General features: G+C 67.6%; 17 protein-coding genes. 12 read left to right on the forward strand and 5 right to left on the reverse strand.

Annotation, left to right across the window (positions count from 1 at the left end; genetic code table 11):
* Positions 1-80: 80 nt before the first annotated feature.
* Entirely contained in the window at positions 81-974 is an 894-nt protein-coding gene (locus tag HDA45_RS27570; RefSeq protein ID WP_343072162.1) for a hypothetical protein, read from the forward strand.
* Here the strand turns inward: HDA45_RS27570 and HDA45_RS27575 are convergent.
* A complete protein-coding gene (locus HDA45_RS27575; RefSeq protein WP_184900088.1) occupies positions 958-2382 on the reverse strand; it encodes a glycoside hydrolase family 76 protein in 1425 nt (474 codons plus the stop codon). The two genes, HDA45_RS27570 and HDA45_RS27575, sit on opposite strands and share 17 nt — an antisense overlap.
* 135 nt (positions 2383-2517) lie before the next feature.
* Here HDA45_RS27575 and HDA45_RS27580 point away from each other — a divergent pair, with 135 nt between their 5' ends.
* The 5 genes from HDA45_RS27580 (at position 2518) to HDA45_RS27600 (ending at position 6475) form a co-directional block, all read left to right on the forward strand.
* Positions 2518-3594 carry an LLM class flavin-dependent oxidoreductase gene (locus HDA45_RS27580; RefSeq protein WP_184900090.1) on the forward strand — a complete coding sequence of 359 codons (1077 nt, stop codon included), beginning with the start codon at positions 2518-2520 and terminating at the stop codon, positions 3592-3594.
* The gene (locus HDA45_RS27585; protein WP_184900092.1) at positions 3591-4172 is read left to right on the forward strand and encodes an FMN reductase; all 582 of its coding nucleotides are present in this window, start codon (positions 3591-3593) and stop codon (positions 4170-4172) included. Before HDA45_RS27580 ends, HDA45_RS27585 begins: the two co-directional genes overlap by 4 nt.
* Positions 4173-4406: 234 nt before the next feature.
* Positions 4407-4820: a PGPGW domain-containing protein gene (locus HDA45_RS27590; protein WP_184900094.1), complete on the forward strand. Its 414-nt coding sequence runs from the start codon at positions 4407-4409 to the stop codon at positions 4818-4820.
* Positions 4821-4840: 20 nt separating this feature from the next.
* A complete protein-coding gene (locus HDA45_RS27595; protein WP_343072163.1) occupies positions 4841-5533 on the forward strand; it encodes a TetR/AcrR family transcriptional regulator in 693 nt (230 codons plus the stop codon).
* 84 nt (positions 5534-5617) lie between these two features.
* The gene (locus tag HDA45_RS27600) at positions 5618-6475 is read left to right on the forward strand and encodes an oxidoreductase (protein WP_184900097.1); all 858 of its coding nucleotides are present in this window, start codon (positions 5618-5620) and stop codon (positions 6473-6475) included.
* 59 nt (positions 6476-6534) lie between these two features.
* Here HDA45_RS27600 and HDA45_RS27605 read toward each other — a convergent pair whose 3' ends face one another.
* Together HDA45_RS27605 and HDA45_RS27610 are read right to left on the reverse strand one after the other, a co-directional pair.
* Positions 6535-7359, reverse strand: a complete 825-nt coding sequence (locus tag HDA45_RS27605) for an ABC transporter permease (RefSeq protein ID WP_184900099.1) — start codon at positions 7357-7359, stop codon at positions 6535-6537.
* Positions 7349-8245 carry an ABC transporter ATP-binding protein gene (locus HDA45_RS27610; protein ID WP_184900101.1) on the reverse strand — a complete coding sequence of 299 codons (897 nt, stop codon included), beginning with the start codon at positions 8243-8245 and terminating at the stop codon, positions 7349-7351. The genes HDA45_RS27605 and HDA45_RS27610 overlap by 11 nt, the downstream gene beginning before the upstream one ends.
* A gap of 153 nt (positions 8246-8398) precedes the next feature.
* Here HDA45_RS27610 and HDA45_RS27615 point away from each other — a divergent pair, with 153 nt between their 5' ends.
* On the forward strand, positions 8399-8857 hold the full coding sequence (locus HDA45_RS27615) for a hypothetical protein (protein ID WP_184900102.1): 459 nt from the start codon (positions 8399-8401) through the stop codon (positions 8855-8857).
* A gap of 286 nt (positions 8858-9143) precedes the next feature.
* On the opposite strand, the gene HDA45_RS27620 is transcribed toward HDA45_RS27615, so the two are convergent.
* Together HDA45_RS27620 and HDA45_RS27625 are read right to left on the reverse strand one after the other, a co-directional pair.
* Positions 9144-9599 carry a hypothetical protein gene (locus tag HDA45_RS27620; protein WP_184900104.1) on the reverse strand — a complete coding sequence of 152 codons (456 nt, stop codon included), beginning with the start codon at positions 9597-9599 and terminating at the stop codon, positions 9144-9146.
* Entirely contained in the window at positions 9502-10149 is a 648-nt protein-coding gene (locus tag HDA45_RS27625) for a hypothetical protein (protein ID WP_184900106.1), read from the reverse strand. The genes HDA45_RS27620 and HDA45_RS27625 overlap by 98 nt, the downstream gene beginning before the upstream one ends.
* A gap of 442 nt (positions 10150-10591) precedes the next feature.
* On the opposite strand from HDA45_RS27625, the gene HDA45_RS27630 reads away from it, so the two are divergent.
* From HDA45_RS27630 to HDA45_RS27650, 5 genes are all read left to right on the forward strand, one after another.
* Positions 10592-10765 (forward strand): hypothetical protein, encoded by a 174-nt coding sequence (locus tag HDA45_RS27630; RefSeq protein WP_184900108.1) that lies wholly within the window; start codon positions 10592-10594, stop codon positions 10763-10765.
* Between the two features lie 91 nt (positions 10766-10856).
* Complete coding sequence (locus HDA45_RS27635) at positions 10857-13469, forward strand: CHAT domain-containing protein (protein ID WP_184900110.1); 2613 nt, start codon at positions 10857-10859, stop codon at positions 13467-13469.
* 235 nt (positions 13470-13704) lie between these two features.
* Complete coding sequence (locus tag HDA45_RS27640) at positions 13705-14220, forward strand: lytic polysaccharide monooxygenase auxiliary activity family 9 protein (RefSeq protein WP_184900112.1); 516 nt, start codon at positions 13705-13707, stop codon at positions 14218-14220.
* A gap of 502 nt (positions 14221-14722) precedes the next feature.
* The gene (locus HDA45_RS27645; RefSeq protein ID WP_184900114.1) at positions 14723-15670 is read left to right on the forward strand and encodes a DNA polymerase domain-containing protein; all 948 of its coding nucleotides are present in this window, start codon (positions 14723-14725) and stop codon (positions 15668-15670) included.
* Positions 15671-15741: 71 nt separating this feature from the next.
* The gene (locus HDA45_RS27650; protein WP_184900117.1) at positions 15742-16896 is read left to right on the forward strand and encodes a 4-hydroxybenzoate 3-monooxygenase; all 1155 of its coding nucleotides are present in this window, start codon (positions 15742-15744) and stop codon (positions 16894-16896) included.
* Positions 16897-16953 lie beyond the last annotated feature (57 nt).

The raw sequence follows: 16953 nt of genomic DNA on the forward strand, positions 1-16953 counted from the left end.
TTCCGGTGTCACAGGGTGACGGGGGGAAGGAAGTGGTCGTCGGACTCGGTCCCAGGCGCGCGTCGACCGTACAGCGCGTCGTGAGTCTTTGGTACTTCGTGGCGGTCGTCCTGTCGCTCGGCGTGCTCGCGCCGTTGGCGTTCGTGCACGCCGCGTGGCGGCTGCGGCGGGCCGTCCTGTGGCTCTACGTGCTCGCCTACTCGGCGGTGTCGTGTCTGATGCTCTACTCGCTCGCGCTGGCGGGCGACGAGGACAACACGGAGATCGCGTTCGGCTTCCTCTGGTTCTTCGGCACGATCCTGTTCGTCACCGTGTCCTGTGTGCACCTCGCCCTGCTGCGGAAGAGGATCCTCTACCCGCCGCCCACGGTGTGGGTGGAATCCGGCATGCACTGCGGGCTGTTCTCGATCGACATCGCCGGGTTCGGGCAGGTCGGGCGCAGCAGCGAGATCTTCGTCCAGGTCCGGCGGATGCTCTTCGGCGTGCTGGAGAACGCCTTCGAGGGCAGCGGGATCGCCTGGCAGGCCTGCCTGAGGCGGGACACCGGGGACGGGATGATCGTGGTCGTCCCGCCGCAGTTCCCGAAGTTCAGGCTGGTGTACCCGCTCCTTTCCCAGCTCGCGGCGGAACTGGCCAGGTACAACGTGGTCACGGCGCCCGAGCTGCGGATCCGGGTGCGGGTCGCGATCCACGCGGGTGAGGTCACGCTCGACGAATACGGCGTGACGGGGCGGCCGAAGGTGCTGCTGGCCCGGCTGCTCGATTCACGGGTGCTGCGTGACGCGCTGTCCGAGGCGCCGGACGGCTCGCCCATGGTCGTGCTCGTGTCGGACCGGTTCCACGAGGACGTCCAGGACCAGGGCGGCCCCGGTCTCGACACGATGAGCTACCGGCAGGTGCTCGTGCACGAGAAGGAGACCGAGGTCCGCGCCTGGCTGCACGTCCCGGATCCGGTGATCAGAGCGCTGCCGTGAGGACCTCCAGCGCGCTGTGCTGACGGGCGGCGTCGACCTTGTCGACCGGCCCCGCCCAGCGCAGGCCGTGCTGGTCGAGCGACGTGCGGTTGTGCGCGATCGTCGAGTTCGCTTGGCGCGTCAGGTAAGCGCGGTACGGCCTGCCCGCCAGCGCCCGGTCCAGCTCGCCGAGGTTGCGGGCGTACGCGCCCTTGAACGACGGTCCGTCGGCGCCGCAGTCGCCGGACTCGCACGGGTCGCGCAGGATTCCGTTCGTGTGCAGCAGCGGCGTCGTGGTGGAGGCGTCCGCGAGCCGGCGGGCGCGGGTGAGCAGGGCGGCGTCGCCGGTCGCGCGGTTCAGTTCGAGCAGCGCGCCGAGGACGATGCCCTGGTTGTAACTCCAGACGGCCTGCCCGTTGTTGGCGCAGGAGGAGTTCAGGCCGTCGTTGATCAGGTCGCTCCCGTTGATCATGCCGCTCGCGCGGAACCAGTCCCAGACCTCGCGTGCCCGTGCGAGCTGGACCGTCTCGCCGGGGAGCCGGTTGTGCAGGGACGCGGCGACCTTGACGTACAGCTCGTTGGTGACGGCGTTCTTGTACGTCTTCGCCGTCGACCACCACAGTCCGCCGCCGCAGGTCCCGTCGCGGTAGGAGTACATGTAGTCCGCCGCGATGACGGCGGTGTCGAGATAGCGGCGGTCCTTGGTCAGGTCGTAGGCGCGGATCCAGGCGAGCGCCCACCAGCCGGTGTCGTCGATGTACTCGTTCGTGAAGTTGCTGCCTCGGTTGCGGTCGAAGGTGTTGGCGATCGCGTAGCGGTAGTTCCGTGAGCCGGTGCGGGTGCTGTAGTCGAGGATCGCGGTGAGCGCGTTCGCCGAATTCCACCAGCCCGTGGTCTGCCAGAGCCCGGTGCCGTTGTCGTAGAACTGCATGAGCGCGGTGGCCGCGGCTTCGGTGCGGTCGTTCGCGGCGACCGTGGTGCGGAACCACGGCGTGCAGGCGATTTCCGGCCGGTTGCCCGCTTTCCCGCAGGCGCGCAGAGCGCCGAAACGGTGGGTGGCGGGATCGTCCGCGTTGAACATCAGGGTCCGCCAGCCGCGTTGGCCGTCGGGGATCTTCGTGTCGCCGATCCGGCTGTCGCCCGCCCAGGTGCGGCCGCCGTCGAAGGAGCGGTCGAGCCAGACCTCGTCGCCGGGGTCGCCGGTGCCGATGCTGCCCCAGCCCATGTCGTCGCCGTCGGAGAGATGCAGCGTGATGCCGCGCCCCCAGACCGTCGCCGTGCCGGGTCTTCTCTCGCCGACGGCCAGCGCGGGATCGCGGAGATCGCAGTACTGGGCGCAGATCGTCGCGGTGACGGTGGGTTCGGGAGTGGTGGTGGCCGGTGTGAGAGCGAATGTCAACGTTGTCACAAGCAGGGAGGTGAGCCACATGGATTCGAGTGTGAGGGCGGCCACTTTCCCGGCCGATCAAGTCACCCTTTCGGCCTGCTTCGATGGTCTGGAATACTTCTCGCGCGCGTGAGGTTGAACGCTCAAGCAACAACAACCCGGGATAGGGAGCAGGTCATGCAGTTCGGAATCTTCACGGTGGGCGATGTGACGACCGACCCGACCACCGGGGAGGCGCCCAGCGAGTACGAGCGGATCAAGGCGATGGTGCGGATCGCGCTCAAGGCCGAAGAGGTCGGCCTCGACGTCTTCGCGACCGGCGAGCACCACAACCCGCCCTTCGTACCCTCTTCGCCGACGACGATGCTCGGCTACATCGCCGCGCGGACGTCGAAACTCATCCTTTCCACCTCGACCACGCTGATCACCACGAACGACCCGGTGAAGATCGCCGAAGACTTCGCGATGCTGCAGCACCTCGCCGACGGGCGCGTCGACCTGATGATGGGCCGCGGCAACACCGGCCCGGTGTACCCGTGGTTCGGGCAGGACATTCGGCAGGGGATCCCCCTCGCCGTCGAGAACTACCACCTGCTGCACCGGTTGTGGCGTGAGGACGTGGTCAGCTGGTCCGGCAAGTTCCGGACGCCGCTGCAGGAGTTCACCTCGACCCCGCGGCCGCTCGACGGTGTCCCGCCGTTCGTCTGGCACGGTTCGATCCGCAGCCCGGAGATCGCGGAGCAGGCCGCCTATTACGGCGACGGGTTCTTCGCGAACCACATCTTCTGGCCGAAGGAGCATTTCCAGGCGCTGATCCGGTTGTACCGCGAACGGTACGAGCACTACGGGCACGGTACGGCGGACCAGGCGATCGTCGGCCTCGGCGGTCAGGTGTTCCTGCGGCCGAAGTCGCAGGACGCGGTGCGGGAGTTCAGGCCGTACTTCGACAACGCGCCGGTGTACGGGCACGGGCCGTCGCTCGAGGAGTTCACCGAGCAGACGCCGCTGACCGTCGGCAGCCCGCAAGAGGTGATCGACAAGACGCTGACCTTCCGCGAGCACTTCGGCGACTACCAGCGTCAGCTGTTCCTGCTCGACCACGCCGGGCTGCCGTTGAAGACCGTGCTGGAGCAGCTCGATCTGCTGGGTGAGCACGTGATCCCGGTGCTGCGCAAGGAACTCGACTCGCTTCGCCCCGCTCACGTGCCTGAGGCGCCTACGCACGCTTCGCTGTTGTCGGGGGTGACGGTATGACGACGATCGCTGTCGTGACCGCGGGGTTGAGCCAGCCGTCCTCGACGCGGCTGCTCGCGGACAAGCTGGCTTCCGCGACTTCTTCCGCGCTGCCGGACGTGAAAATCGAGGTGATCGAACTCCGCGACCTGGCCCTCGACGTCACGAAGAACATGCTGACCGGGTTTCCTTCCCCGGCCCTGCGCGCGGCCATCGACAAGGTGACCTCCGCGGACGGCCTGATCGCCGTGACACCGGTGTTCACCGCGTCGTACAGCGGGCTGTTCAAGTCGTTCTTCGACGTGCTGGACCAGAAGGCGCTCGACGGGAAGCCGGTGCTGATCGGGGCCACCGGAGGCACCGAACGGCACTCGCTCGTGCTCGACTTCGCGCTACGCCCGCTCTTCGCCTACCTTCGCGCCGAGCCTGTCGCGACGGCGGTGTACGCGGCTTCGTCGGACTGGGCTTCTCCGGGTGATCTCGACACGCGGGCTTCGCGGGCCGGACGGGAGTTCGCTTCGCGGCTCTCGTCGTCGCCGGTGGCGCCCGCGAGCAGCGGGTTCGTGCCCTTCGACCAGCTGTTGAACGCGGGGGAGTGAGCAAGGGACCTTTGCTATCGCCTGGGTGAGGTGATCCACCCCGCGCCGGCACAAGGGTGGCGATTCAGCGTTTGCCGAAGTCGACGATGAAGGAATCGGGACGTTGAGTGTCCTGATTCCTTCATCGTCGATGGATCGTTTCGTTGATCAAGACCGCGCCTCCATCCTCCGGCCGGGCGGGACCAGCGCGTTCCCGGCACAATCGGTCTCAGGAACGACGGCGAGGAGAACACGATGGGCATCGGAAAACCTGTGAAGCAGGTCCTGATCCTGATCGCGGGCGTCATTCTCCTGCTGGTCGGCATCGCGCTCCTCGTCCTGCCCGGACCGGGTCTGCTGCTGGTGCTCGCGGGTCTGCTCGTGCTGGCTTCGGAGTTCCCCGCGGTGGAGAAGTACGTCGATCCCATCCGCGACAGGGCGATGAAGGCGGCGGAGGACAGCGTTTCGTCTCCGCTGCGCATCGCGGGTTCCGTGCTGGCCGGGCTGGGCCTGCTGGCCGCGGGGGTCGTCTGGGGACTCGTGCCCGGTCTGCCGCTCGCGGGCTGGAGCACCGGCTCGAGCCTGATCCTGTCCGGGCTCATCCTGTTCGCGTTGCTGATCTGGAGCTACAAGCGGGTGCAGGCCCGGAGGGTCGCGAAGGCCGAATAACAGCCGGGTGGTCTGGTACCGTGCGGCGCGTGTCCCCCGACTTCCAGCGCGCACGGCGGCCGGAACAGGTGGAGGCGCGGCGCACGGCGATCCTCGGTTCGGCGCGCGAACTCCTGGCCGAGCGGCCCGTGTCGCAGATCAGCCTGCGCGAACTGAGCGATCGCGTGGGCTTGGCGAAGTCGAACGTGCTGCGTTATTTCGACAGCCGCGAGGCGATCTTCCTGGAAGTCCTCGACTCGATCTGGGTCGCGTGGCTCGACGAGCTCGAAACCGAACTAGGCACCTCTAGTGACGCGAAGCCTGGTTACGAGCGCGAAGTGCGTGTCGCGACTGTCATCGCGACGTCGATCTCACGGCAGCGGCTGTTGTGCGAGCTGATCAGCACCATGGCGGCCGTGCTCGAGCGCAACATCTCCGTCGAGACCGCCCGGACGTTCAAGAGCCGGGCGGGCGAACGGACCGAGCGGCTCGCCGACGTCGTCCGGACCCAGGTCCCGTTGGGCGCCGAAGCGGCCGGGCACTTCGCGAAGGCCGTCTTCATCCTTGTCGCGGGACTGTGGCCCTACGCGAACCCGGGCGAGGCCGTGGCGACGGTCCTGGCCGAACGGGGAGCGCCCGCAGGCCCCGAGATGTTCGTCGCCGGGCTGACCGAAGGGCTGGCGAACCAGCTGGTCGGCCTGGTCGTTCGCGCAGGTCAGAGCCTCGGGCGATAGCAAAGGTCCCTTGCTCCCTTCCCGCGCGAGCCGCAGCGGCCTGCCCTGCATAGGGTGAGCCGGACCCACGAGCAAGGAGCGATCATGAGCCCAGGCGGCACCCTCACCCTCGGCGATCTCACCGTGAGCCGGATGGGCTACGGCGCCATGCGGCTGTCCGGCCCCGGCATCTGGGGGCCGCCGGGTGATCGCGAAACCGCGATCGCCGTCCTCCGCGCGGCGGTCGAGCTGGGCGTGACCCACATCGACACCAGCGACTTCTATGGTCCGCACACGACCAATGAGCTGATCCGCGAGGCACTGCACCCATACACGGACAGCCTTCACATCGTCACGAAGGTCGGTGCGAAGCGGACTCCGGACAAGGGCTGGCCTTCGGCGCTTTCGCGCGAGGAGCTGACCTCCGCGGTCCACGACAACCTTCGCAACCTCGGCGTCGACGTGCTCGACGTCGTCAACCTGCGGCTCGCGGGTGAGCACGGCGTCTTCCCGATCCCGGTTTCGATCACGGAGCCGTTCGAGGTCCTCGCCGAATTGCGGCAACAGGGCTTGATCCGGCATCTCGGCCTGAGCCACGTCTCGGCGGAGCAGGTCAAGGAAGCCCGTTCCATCGCGCCGGTCGTCTGCGTGCAGAACGAGTACAACGTCGCGAACCGCGCCAACGACGGTCTCCTCGACGCGCTCGCGGCCATCAACATCCCGTTCGTGCCGTACTTCCCGCTCGGCGGGTTCACGCCGTTGCAGTCCGGCGTGCTCGACGACTGCGCCCGCCGCGTCGACGCGACGCCGATGCAGGTCGCGCTCGCGTGGCTGCTCCAGCGGTCGCCGAACATCCTCCTGATCCCCGGTACGTCGTCGCTGCTGCACCTGCACGAGAACGTCGCCGCCGCGAAGCTGGAGTTGCCCGAGGACGTCATCGCGGACCTCGACGCCCTCGCCTGATCCCGCGTGAAGGCCCCCTTCCCTCTGCTCAGCCGAGGGAAGGGGGCCTTCACGCGCTTTCAGAGGACATCCCGGCGCCGCAGCAGCCAGCCGCCGAGAGCCGCGAAGACCACCAGGTAGCCGGCCACCACCAGCGTCGCCTGGGAGACGCCGACGAGTTCCCCGATCCCCGGCGTCGCCCCGGAAGCGCCGAGCGACGCGGCCAGCGAACCGGCGTTGGCTCCCGGCAAGGCCAGCTGGAGCGTGTCGACCCAGTCCAGCAGCGGGGCCGCGACGCCGAACAGCAGGTTCTGGATCACCAGCAGCCACACCAGGCCGAGGCCGATCGGCAGCGCCACCCCGCGCATCGCGATGGCGAGCACCGCGCCGAGTGCCGCCCACGTCATCGCGATCAGCCAGCCCGCGCCGATCCCGGTGACGAGCTCGTCGAACGCGGGCCAGTTCATCGGCTCGCTTTCCGAGGACGCGATGATCGCGCTCGTGACCGCGCCGGTCGCGAAGCCGCTCAGCACGATCGTCAGGGTCGCGACGGCCAGTGCGAACAACTTTCCACTGTAGACGGTCAGTCGCGAGGGGCCTTGTGTCAGCACGGTCTTCCAGGTACCCCAGCCGTATTCGCTGCCGACGGCCAGTACCCCGATCACGAGCAGGATCGCCCCGAGGAACACCGGCAGTCCGCCGATCGAGTTGCCGACAAGGTTCGGCGGCATCGTCGAGGCCAGCCCGCGATCCGTGCCGGGCGCCCCGCTCGACGAGCCCGCCGCGCCCGCGAGCGGCAGCAGGTAGGTGAAGGTCAGGCCGAGTACGACCGCGATCCCCAGCATGAACCAGTTCGCCGGACGCCGGACGAGTTTCGCCAGCTCGGCGGTGCAGCTACCCCACATGACCTGCCACCTCTCCGGTGAGCTCGAAGAAGACCTGTTCCAGATCCCGTTCGCGGACGTGCAGTTCGCGGACCGGGATCCCTTCCGTGACGAGTTCGCGGTTCAGCCAAGACGCGCGTTCCGGGTCGACGGTCAGATCGAGTCCGGTCCCGCTCGCGCGCACGTTCTCCGCGCCGATCCAGTGCCGCACCAGATCGGCGGCGCGCAGGACCTCGTCGGTTTCGATGTGCAGCACCGTGCCGCCGCGGAGTTCGGCCACCGTGTTCTCCGCGACCAGCCTGCCGCGGGAGACGATGCCGACGCGGTCGCAGATCTGCTGGACCTCGCCCAGCAGATGGCTCGACAGCAGCACAGTGCAGCCCTCCGCGCCGAGCCGGCGGATCAGCACGCGCATGTCGGCCATCCCCGCCGGGTCGAGCCCGTTGGTCGGCTCGTCGAGGATCAGCAGCCGCGGATCCTTCAGCAGCGCCGCCGCGACACCCAGCCGCTGCTTCATCCCCAGCGAGTAGGTCGAATACCGGTCCTTGCCGCGATCGGTGAGATCGACCAGCGCGAGCACCTCGCCGACGCGGCGCGGATCCGTTCCGCTGTACCGGGCCAGCACTTCGAGATTGTCCGAACCGGACAGATACGGGTAGAAGCCCGGCGATTCGATCAGCGCGCCGACCCCGTCGAGGTCGCCGGGCGGTCTGCCGAACAGCCGTACGCTGCCGGACGTCGGCCGGACGAGGCCCAGCAGCATCCGCAACGTCGTCGTCTTGCCCGCGCCGTTCGGGCCGAGGAAACCGTAGATCTCGCCGGGCGGCACGGTCAGCTTCATCCGGTCGACGGCGAGGTGTTCTCCGTACCGTTTCGTGAGTTCGTCTGTGTCCACGGGAAGGTTCATGATGACAAAGGGTGGCCTCCGCGAGGCCGCACCACATCCGTTCGCGGGCGGCACCTGGCGTACGCCCTGGGACGTAGCGCGTGGCCGGAATCCTGTGACATCCGTCGAAAACACCCGTATCGGCCACCAGGGCGACGACCTTAGGGTCGACGGGTGTCGAAAGTACTCCTGATCCTCCACGTACTCGCCGCCGTCATCGCGGTCGGCCCGGTCACCGTCGCGGCGAGCATGTTCCCGGCCGCCGCCCGGCGCGCGTTCGCCGAACCGGGCCCCGGGCTGTCGGTCCCGCGCATGCTCAACCGGATTTGCCGGGTGTACGCGATCTTCGGGGTGGCCGTGCCGTTGTTCGGGCTGGCGACCGCGGGCAGCATGCGGGTTTTCGGCGACGTGTGGGTGATCGTGTCGATCGTGCTCACCGCGGCGGCCGCCGGTGTGCTGGCGTTGCTGGTCCTGCCGGGGCAGAACGCGATCCTCGCGACGCTGGAAACCGCCCCGCCGTCGGAACCCGCGACGGCGGGGCGCGTGGCGATGTACACGGGGATGTTCAATCTGCTCTGGGCCGTGGTGACGGTGCTGATGATCGTGAGGCCGGGGTCGACGACCGGCGCGTGAGCCCATGCGCTCGGTTCCGGGCCCTTGCCCGCTTGAAGGACGTGAAGGCCCCCTTCATTGCGTCTAGCGCAATGAAGGGGGCCTTCACGCGGCATCCGTCGAATCCGGCGCAGACTCGCCACCGTTGGGTGTCGCGAAAGCCACTTTCGGGACGTCAGACGTCCCGAAAGTGGCTTTCGCGACATCGGGGTGGCCACACGTGCAGGCGTTGTGAACGCCACTTTCGCAACACTGAAGGTTGCGAAAGTGGCGTTCACAACGCACCCGCGGCCACTCACGAGCGCTTTTACGCCCTCAGCAGTTGATTGAAGAACGAGCGGTAGCGGCGCAGCGCGATCCGCAGGTCTTCGGTGGCGGGTTCGCCTTGGCTCCAAGCGGATTCCAGTTCCTTCTTGTGGTCCGCGAAGGTCGCGGCCAGGTTCTGGATCACGACGGCGACGAGTTCGTCGGCCTCTTTGACCGCCCGCTGCGGATCGTCCACAAAGGCCGTCTGGATGCCTTGCCAGCTGTCACGGAACCTGTCCACGTCGACGTTGTCGAACAACGTCTGCGCCTCGTCTTCGTGGCGTTCGGTCGTGGATCCCGTGGCGGGCTCGGGTTCGGCGGCCACCAGATCCTCGGTGCTCAGGGCGTTGTCGGCGCCGTCAGCGGTCCGTTCCTCGTCGAGCCGATCCGTCGTCCCCGCGACGCTCTCCGTGGTCCGCGGTTCCGTTCCCTCGGTTCCCAGAGGCCTGCTTTCCATGAGTTTCCGCTCCTTCGCCACCATCGGTCAACAGATCTTCGAACACCTCGCGGTAGTGCTTCATCGCCTCACGCATGTCCTCTGTGGACATTTCGGAATCCCGATGGCGCACCAGCGTGTCGTGTCCGGCGCGGTAGTGCCGCAACGCGTTCGCGTGCCGGACGGACAGGTCCGCGAGCTGCTGGTCGTACCCTTCGGTCGGGTAGCCGCGCTCGGCCATCAGGGAAACCAGTACCCGGTCCGCCTCGACGACGGCACCGGACGGGCGGTCGACGAACTGTTCCTGGATCAGCGCCCATTCCTGCGCGTACCGGTCCTTTGTGGACGACGGCAGTGGCCGGATGTCGAGATCCGAATGGCGCTTCACCCGCGACGACAGCTCGCGTTCCGCTTCCCGCGGGTTTTCGTGTTCCTTGACGGCCCGGTCGTATTCGGGCCCGAACGTCTCTCGCAACCGCCGCCTGCGCTGCCCCGCGACGACGAACCAGGCGGCCGCTCCCACCACCAGGATCGCGGCGATGACGATGATGATGACCAACCACGTGGGCATCGTTATCTCCTCCGGATGTCTTGCCGGTCAACCCCCGACAGGCCGTGAGTTCCCCGGCATTTGTGACCGGAAACCCTTGTGCCGCAAGAATCTTTGGATCTTAGGCCGGATGGCGCAGCGGGCTTCGTCGAGTGCGTGCGCGGCTTTTCCGGCCGTTTTCCCCGCGTTGCCAAGGAGTTCGGTGATGATCTCGGCCCGCGACCGGATCGGGGGCGGTGCAATACCCGATCGGCCATTCGGCGCAGATCGTGAGGTTTGCTAACCAGGCGTCCCCCTAATGGGTGCCGCCGATGACTCAGTGTAGGTAAAAACTCCCGATCACTGCTCCGTTGTGGCACTATTGCCCCGTTCGCAGGAAGAGGGCCTGCGGACAGAGGGGGCCCAGGTGTGACGGGGCTGCCTGGTACGACAAGGAAAGATCGTCAGGGGAGGAGATCGTCAAATGTCGACGCCTACGGACGTCAAGGATCCCATCGGTGAGGAAGAGCCGGTCGACCCGGCTCAGCCCCAGCCCGACCAGGGAGAACACCAGCACAGCCCCGACTGCGAGCACAAGAACGTGCGCGCCTGGGAGTGCCCTGGCGGCTGCGCTCAGACACCGCCGCCCACTCCCTGAGCAACGCTCTGGGCTGAGAGGTTTCGCCCGTCACCCGGGTTCGCGCCGGTGGCGGGCGACTCTCGGCTACGGAGTGTGCTGTCATAGATCAGTGGCGGTTACACAGCTCGATCAAGCAGAGGTCATCCGCAAGGCGCGCGAACTCCAGCGCGCCGGTATCGATGCCGCGTGTTCGGCCCGCCAGCGCGAAGGCATCCTTCTGCTGCGGCGGGGTATGGCCTTGCTCGATTCGGTCCATCCGGTCGCCGAACGGATCAGGCACGACTGGCTGGCCACCCGGATCCGGCTGGCCTCCAGCATCGCGACCGTGGGGTCGGAGACCAGTGGCGGTGTGGCTTCCGGCCTCGCCGGCCTGGACGACGTCCGGCTGTTGCTCAAGGCGGTGGACGAACCCCGGCTCTACGCGGAATTGCGCGGCCAGCTCGACCACAATTACGGACTCCTGCTCATGGCGGTGGGGCGGAACGAGGAAAGCACGGCGTACTTCGATTCCTCGCTGGCGCACAAAGAGGCCGCCCTCGCCATGGAAAAGGACCCCGCGCCGTCGCTCGATCCCTATTTGGGGACGTTGACCACGCGGGGGCTCGCCTACACCAGGCTCGGCGACATCCGCCGGGCCAGGCGCGACCTCGCCAGCGCCGTGTCGCTCGCCGAACGGAACGGCCTGCGAGCCCAGGCCGCGGACGCCCGCCGCCCGTTGGGCACGCTGGAACTCCGCGTCGGCAACGTGCCCGCCGCGCTGCGGCTCTACGAGGAAAGCGAACGAATCTACCGTTCGCTCGACCTGGAGATCCCGCCGCTGCTGCGGTACGAACGGGCCGAAGCGCTGTTGACCGCGGGTTTGGCCGAAGAGGCCGGTGCCCATCTCGACGAGATCCTGCCGGTGATGCTGGAACAGCGGAGTATCACCAGGGATCTGGGCGGGGTGGAGCTGTTCCGCGCGTCGGCGGCGCTGATGACCGACGACCTGGAGCTCGCGCGAACGTACGCCTCTTCGGCCCGGCGTCGCACGCTGCGCTGGGGATGCCAGACCTGCGTCGCCAACGCGACCATCGTCGGCCTTCGCGCCGACGTACGGGAAGCCTTGAGCACCAACGAAATCCCGGTCAATCTGACGGCCCGCGCGCTGCGCGCGGCGAACGGGATGCCGATGCCGCGGCTCGCCGACCAGGCCGCGCTGGCGCGGATGCTGGCCGTCCGGGTGGAACTGCGGAAGGGAAAGCGCAAACGTGCCGCCGAGTTGCTGACGCGGATTCCGCAGCCGGGGCGGTTGACCTCCGTCGACTACCGGATGTTGCGACGGCTCTGCCGTGCGGAACTCGCTGTCGCCGAGGGGGACAAGGCCAAGGCGCTGGCCGAGATCCGCGCGGGGCTCACCGACCTCGACCGCGTCCGCGACCGGATGGGCGGCCTCGAACTGTTGTCCGGGACGGCTTTGCACGGCAGGGAGCTGGCGGATCTGGCGGTCAAGATCGTGCTCGAGCGCGCGGACGCGGCCCGGTTGTTCGGCTGGACGGAACGGACCCGCGCGCAGAGTTACCGGTACGAACCCGTCGCGGCGACCGACCCTGATCTCGCCGAGCGGGTCGGCGAGGTCCGCGGTCTCGATCAGGCGATCCACCAGGCGCAGCACGACGGGCATCCGACGGCGGTCTTGCGCGCGAAGCATGCCGAGCGGTTGCGCGAGGCGCATCGGCTCGGGTGGCATACCGGACGCTGGGGCAGGCCGCGGCCGATCTCGAGGCTCGCCGAGGTCGCCGAAGAACTGGGCGAGCGCGCGCTGGTGAGTTTCGTGTCCTCCGACGACGACCTGGTGGCGATCGTCGTCACGGGCGAACGGTGCGAACTGGTTCGGCTCGGCTCGGCGGCACTCGCGGCGGAGTCCGCCCGGATGCTGAACGTGGACCTCGACGCCCTCGCGCCGGATCAGCTGCCCGCACCACTGGTCCAGTCGGTACTGGGATCGGCGAGGAAACAGGCCGAACGGCTCGACACCCAGCTCATCCGGCCGCTGGAGCGGCTGCTCGGGGATCGCGGCCTGGTCGTCGTGCCGACCGGTCCGTTGTTCGCCGTCCCGTGGGGGGTGCTGCCGTCGCTGCGGTCGCGGCCGATCGTCGTCGCCCCGTCGGCGACGGCGTGGCTGGGCGCCGAACGCTCGACGGGCTCGCCGTCGCGGAAGGTCGTCCTCGTTCGTGGCCCCGGCCTCGTGGGGACCAGGGGTGAGCTGGCCAAACTCGTCACGCACTACCGGACCGCGCATACGCTGACCGGCCCGGACGCGACGGTGAAGTCCGTCCTGCAGGCACTGGACGGCGCGGATCTCGCGCACATCGCCGCGCATGGCGCGCACGAGCCCGAGAACGCCTTGTTCTCCCGGTTGGAACTGGCCGACGGCACCCTCTTCGCGCACGAGATGGCCGGGCTCGCGCAGCCGCCGTCGCAGGTCGTCTTCGCGTCGTGCGAACTGGCGCTGAACCGGATCCGGTCCGGCGACGAAGTCCTCGGTTTCGCCAGCGCGTTGCTCGCGAGTGGTTCGCGGACGGTGATCGCGCCGTTGAGCCGAGTCGGTGACGAGGCCGCGACGGCCGCGATGGACGACTACCACCGCGGACTCGCCGAAGGTGCCGGACCGGCGACGGCGTTGGCCGACACCGTCGCGGTTGATCCGTTCCGGCGACCGTTCGTCTGTTTGGGTGCGGGCTGATCGCCCGGCTTGACAGCCCCTGTTCGATCTTCACGACTCCAAGTGCCCGGTTGGTTACTCTTGACCGAGTCGTCTGAACCAATTATGGTCTAGACCACATTCGCCTGCTCGGCGCTTCGGCGGATGTGGTCCCAACCTTCGTTGGTTTTCCCTCGCCGTGGCCCAGGAACCCCGAGTTCGCGGATGGTTTCGCCACCGGGCCCGCGGTGAGTGCAGAGATGGGAAAGGGGTAGGCATGAGCTTCAAACGACGGCTTTTGACCCTGGCGGCAGGTGCGGCAACGGTGCCGGCGGTTCTGGTCGCGATCCCGGCGGGAACCGCCAGCGCGCACGGTTATGTTTCCTCGCCCGCGAGCAGGCAGGCGCAGTGCGCTCAGAACACCGTTTCCTGTGGTGACATCAAATGGGAACCGCAAAGTGTCGAGGGCCCCAAGGGGCTCATGAGCTGCAACGGCGGCGTCGGCCGTTTCGCGGATCTCAACAATGACAGCAAGGGCTGGAAGGTGCATTCCCTCGGCCGTACCACCACGTTCCGGTGGACGATCACGGCTCGCCACCGCACCAGCACGTGGGAGTACTTCGTCGACGGCGCGAAGGTCGCGACCGTCAACGACAACGGTGCGCAGCCGGGCGCCACGGTCACGCACAGCGTGAACCTGCAGCAGAGCGGGCGGCACAAGATCCTCGCTCGCTGGAACGTCTACGACACGGCGAACGCGTTCTACGCCTGCATCGACGCGAACATCAGTTAAGGGTCGATTCCGGTTTGAAGTCTGTGAAGGACCCCTTCATTGCGCCAGGCGCAATGAAGGGGTCCTTCACGTACTTGGGGAAGGGGTCGAGGTCAGGTTTCTTCGGCTGAGCCGAGGGAAGGAGGCCTTCATATGGTTACCTACGTCTGACCTGCGCGTAGCTGGCGGCTCGATCTGTTCGGGGATCGACGGTGGAGGATTTGGGACGTTCAACGTCCCAAATCGTCCATCGTCGCGCGAGTCACCTGGTTGATCGAGGCAGTGTCGGTCACGACCTCGTGGCCGACGACCGAACGAGGAACATTCCGGACGTTCAACGTCCTGAAACCTCCACACCCGAACCCACACACACCAGCAGGTCAGCAAACACAAGCCCGCTAAGGAGGCCTTCACGGACCGCACCTACCAACAACGGCAGCCAGAACCCAGCAGGTACCCAAGGCACTCTCGGCTTAGAACCGTCCTTACCCACTCACGAGGCTTTTGTGTCAGGCTCACCGTCATGAGCGATGACGAGCGTGACGGGGTCAAGCTGACCAACCTCGACCAGCCGTTGTTCGAGGGCGCGACCAAACGCGACCTAGTGGACTACCTGGACGTCGTCGCGGACCGTCTCCTCCCGGTCTTGGAGAACCGGCCGCTTTCGGTGATCCGCATCCTGCGCGGCCAGGACCCGTTCATGCAGAAGAATCTGCCCAAATACACGCCCGACTGGGTGAAGCGATACGAGATCTGGGCGGAGACGTCGAAGCGGCAGGTGTCGTACGCGTTGTGCGACGACCGCCGCACGCTGCTGTGGTTCGCGAACCAGCGCGCCGTCGAGTACCACCCGACGTTGATGACCGCGGGGGACGTCGCGGGCCCGACTCACCTCGTCCTGGACCTCGACCCGCCCGTGGGTGACGATTTCGCGCATGTCGTGAAGGCCGCCGGGCTGGTGCGGCGGGCTCTCTCCGATTGCGGTCTCGCGGGTGCGGTGAAGACCAGCGGTTCCAAGGGAGTGCACATCTTCGTTCCGCTGGCGGAGGGGCAGGGCTTCGAAGACGTCGCGGCCGCGACCCGCGCGCTCTCCGCCCGTGCGGAGCAGATCGACCCGTCGGTCGCGACGACCGCGTACATCGTGGAAGACCGCGAGGGAAAGGTGTACCTCGATTCGACGCGGGCGGGCGGCAACACGGTCGCGGCGGCGTACAGCCCGCGGTTGCGGCCCGGACTGCCGGTGTCGTTCCCGGTGGCCTGGGACGATCTCGCGAACGTGGTCCCCGCCGACTTCACCGTCCACACGGCGCCCGCTCTGCTCGGTGACGGGGATCCGTGGGCCGAGGCGATGCCGGAACCGCAGACGTTGCCCGCCGATCTCGTCGAGCAGGGGCATACGATCCCGATCGCGCGTGTCGTGGCGATGCACGAAGGGAAACGGCGGGCGAGATCGCGTGCCCAGAAGGGCTGAACACCCGCCTGGCGAAAACATTTTGTGTACCTTGGACCGCAGGGGGCGGGGCAGCGGTACTGGGGGCATTCGTGGGAAAGATCGACGCTGACGTGATCATCGTGGGCGCGGGTCCGGCCGGGCTGGTGGTGGGAAATCTTTTACGGGCGGCCGGAATCGACTGCCTGATCCTGGAACGGCGCAGCCGGGAACATATCGAAAACCGTGCCAGAGCGGGGTTTCTGGCCGCGAATAGTGTCCGTGTACTCGACGGCAACGGCCTCGCGGGCGGACTGCTGGAGAACGGTGTCCGGCACGATACCTGTGCCTTTCGCGATGAGCGGGGGGAATTCGAGCTCAAGTACGGTGAACTCGGCGATTGCGAGGTGCACACCGTCTATCCGCAGCAATTCCTGGTCACCGATCTGATCGCGGAATTCCTCGCCCGCGGCGGGGAGATCCGGTTCGGGGCCGAGGTGTCGTCGGTGTCGGGGACGGAGGCCACCGTCATCGCCGATGATCTTCTCTTGCGCGCCAGGTACATCGCCGGCTGCGACGGCAGGCACGGCGCTTCGCGGAGGTCGGTTCCCGCGCGGGTCTTCCGGCGAGACCACGCGATCTCGTGGCTCGCGATCCTCGCCGAGGCGCCGCCCAGTATGTCCGCTGTCGGTTACGCGCTCCATGAACGCGGATTCGCCGGGCATATGGCGAGGACGCCGACGGTGACGCGCTACTACCTCGAAGTCCCGCGCGGTGAAGATCCGGAAACCTGGCCGGACGAACGCGTCTGGGACGAACTGCACCTGCGGATGCGCGCCGATCGGCACGGCGCGCTCGAACGCGGCCCCGTCGTCGAACGCCGGATCGTGGACCTGGGTTCGCACGTGATGGACACGATCCAGCGCGGGAAGCTGTTCCTCGTCGGTGACGCGGCGAGCCTGATCAGTCCCTCCGCGGCGAAAGGCGCGAACCTCGCGCTGATGGAGGCCGAGATCCTCGCCAAGGCGCTGATCGCCGCCCACGAAGAGGACGACACGACGGCGCTCGACCGCTACTCCGCGGAATGCCTGCCGCGTATCTGGCGCGCCCAGGAGTTCTCGCACTGGATGATCGACTTCCTGCACGCCCCGGCCGGATACGACGACGAGGCCCTCTTCCAGCGGGCGCTGCGGGACGCCCGGCTCGAGAGCCTGCGGGTTTCCCGCGCACACCAGGATTTCTTCGCCGAGAGTTACGTCGGTATCTGAGGCGGATCCGGGGATTCGGTGAACCGGGGGATCGGCACGTCCGTATCACGGAGCAGA

Origin of the sequence: Amycolatopsis umgeniensis, assembly GCF_014205155.1 — a bacterium.
Taxonomy (GTDB): domain Bacteria; phylum Actinomycetota; class Actinomycetes; order Mycobacteriales; family Pseudonocardiaceae; genus Amycolatopsis; species Amycolatopsis umgeniensis.

What these genes read in the sequence shown, in the direction of transcription:
- HDA45_RS27620 (WP_184900104.1), bottom strand. Translation starts at nt 9,599, where the DNA reads ATGGAAAGCAGGCCTCTGGGAACCGAGGGAACGGAACCGCGGACCACG.
- HDA45_RS27640 (WP_184900112.1), top strand. Translation starts at nt 13,705, where the DNA reads ATGAGCTTCAAACGACGGCTTTTGACCCTGGCGGCAGGTGCGGCAACG.
- HDA45_RS27605 (WP_184900099.1), bottom strand. Translation starts at nt 7,359, where the DNA reads ATGTGGGGTAGCTGCACCGCCGAGCTGGCGAAACTCGTCCGGCGTCCG.
- HDA45_RS27600 (WP_184900097.1), top strand. Translation starts at nt 5,618, where the DNA reads ATGAGCCCAGGCGGCACCCTCACCCTCGGCGATCTCACCGTGAGCCGG.
- HDA45_RS27625 (WP_184900106.1), bottom strand. Translation starts at nt 10,149, where the DNA reads ATGCCCACGTGGTTGGTCATCATCATCGTCATCGCCGCGATCCTGGTG.
- HDA45_RS27575 (WP_184900088.1), bottom strand. Translation starts at nt 2,382, where the DNA reads ATGTGGCTCACCTCCCTGCTTGTGACAACGTTGACATTCGCTCTCACA.
- HDA45_RS27580 (WP_184900090.1), top strand. Translation starts at nt 2,518, where the DNA reads ATGCAGTTCGGAATCTTCACGGTGGGCGATGTGACGACCGACCCGACC.
- HDA45_RS27610 (WP_184900101.1), bottom strand. Translation starts at nt 8,245, where the DNA reads ATGAACCTTCCCGTGGACACAGACGAACTCACGAAACGGTACGGAGAA.
- HDA45_RS27645 (WP_184900114.1), top strand. Translation starts at nt 14,723, where the DNA reads ATGAGCGATGACGAGCGTGACGGGGTCAAGCTGACCAACCTCGACCAG.
- HDA45_RS27590 (WP_184900094.1), top strand. Translation starts at nt 4,407, where the DNA reads ATGGGCATCGGAAAACCTGTGAAGCAGGTCCTGATCCTGATCGCGGGC.
- HDA45_RS27585 (WP_184900092.1), top strand. Translation starts at nt 3,591, where the DNA reads ATGACGACGATCGCTGTCGTGACCGCGGGGTTGAGCCAGCCGTCCTCG.
- HDA45_RS27630 (WP_184900108.1), top strand. Translation starts at nt 10,592, where the DNA reads ATGTCGACGCCTACGGACGTCAAGGATCCCATCGGTGAGGAAGAGCCG.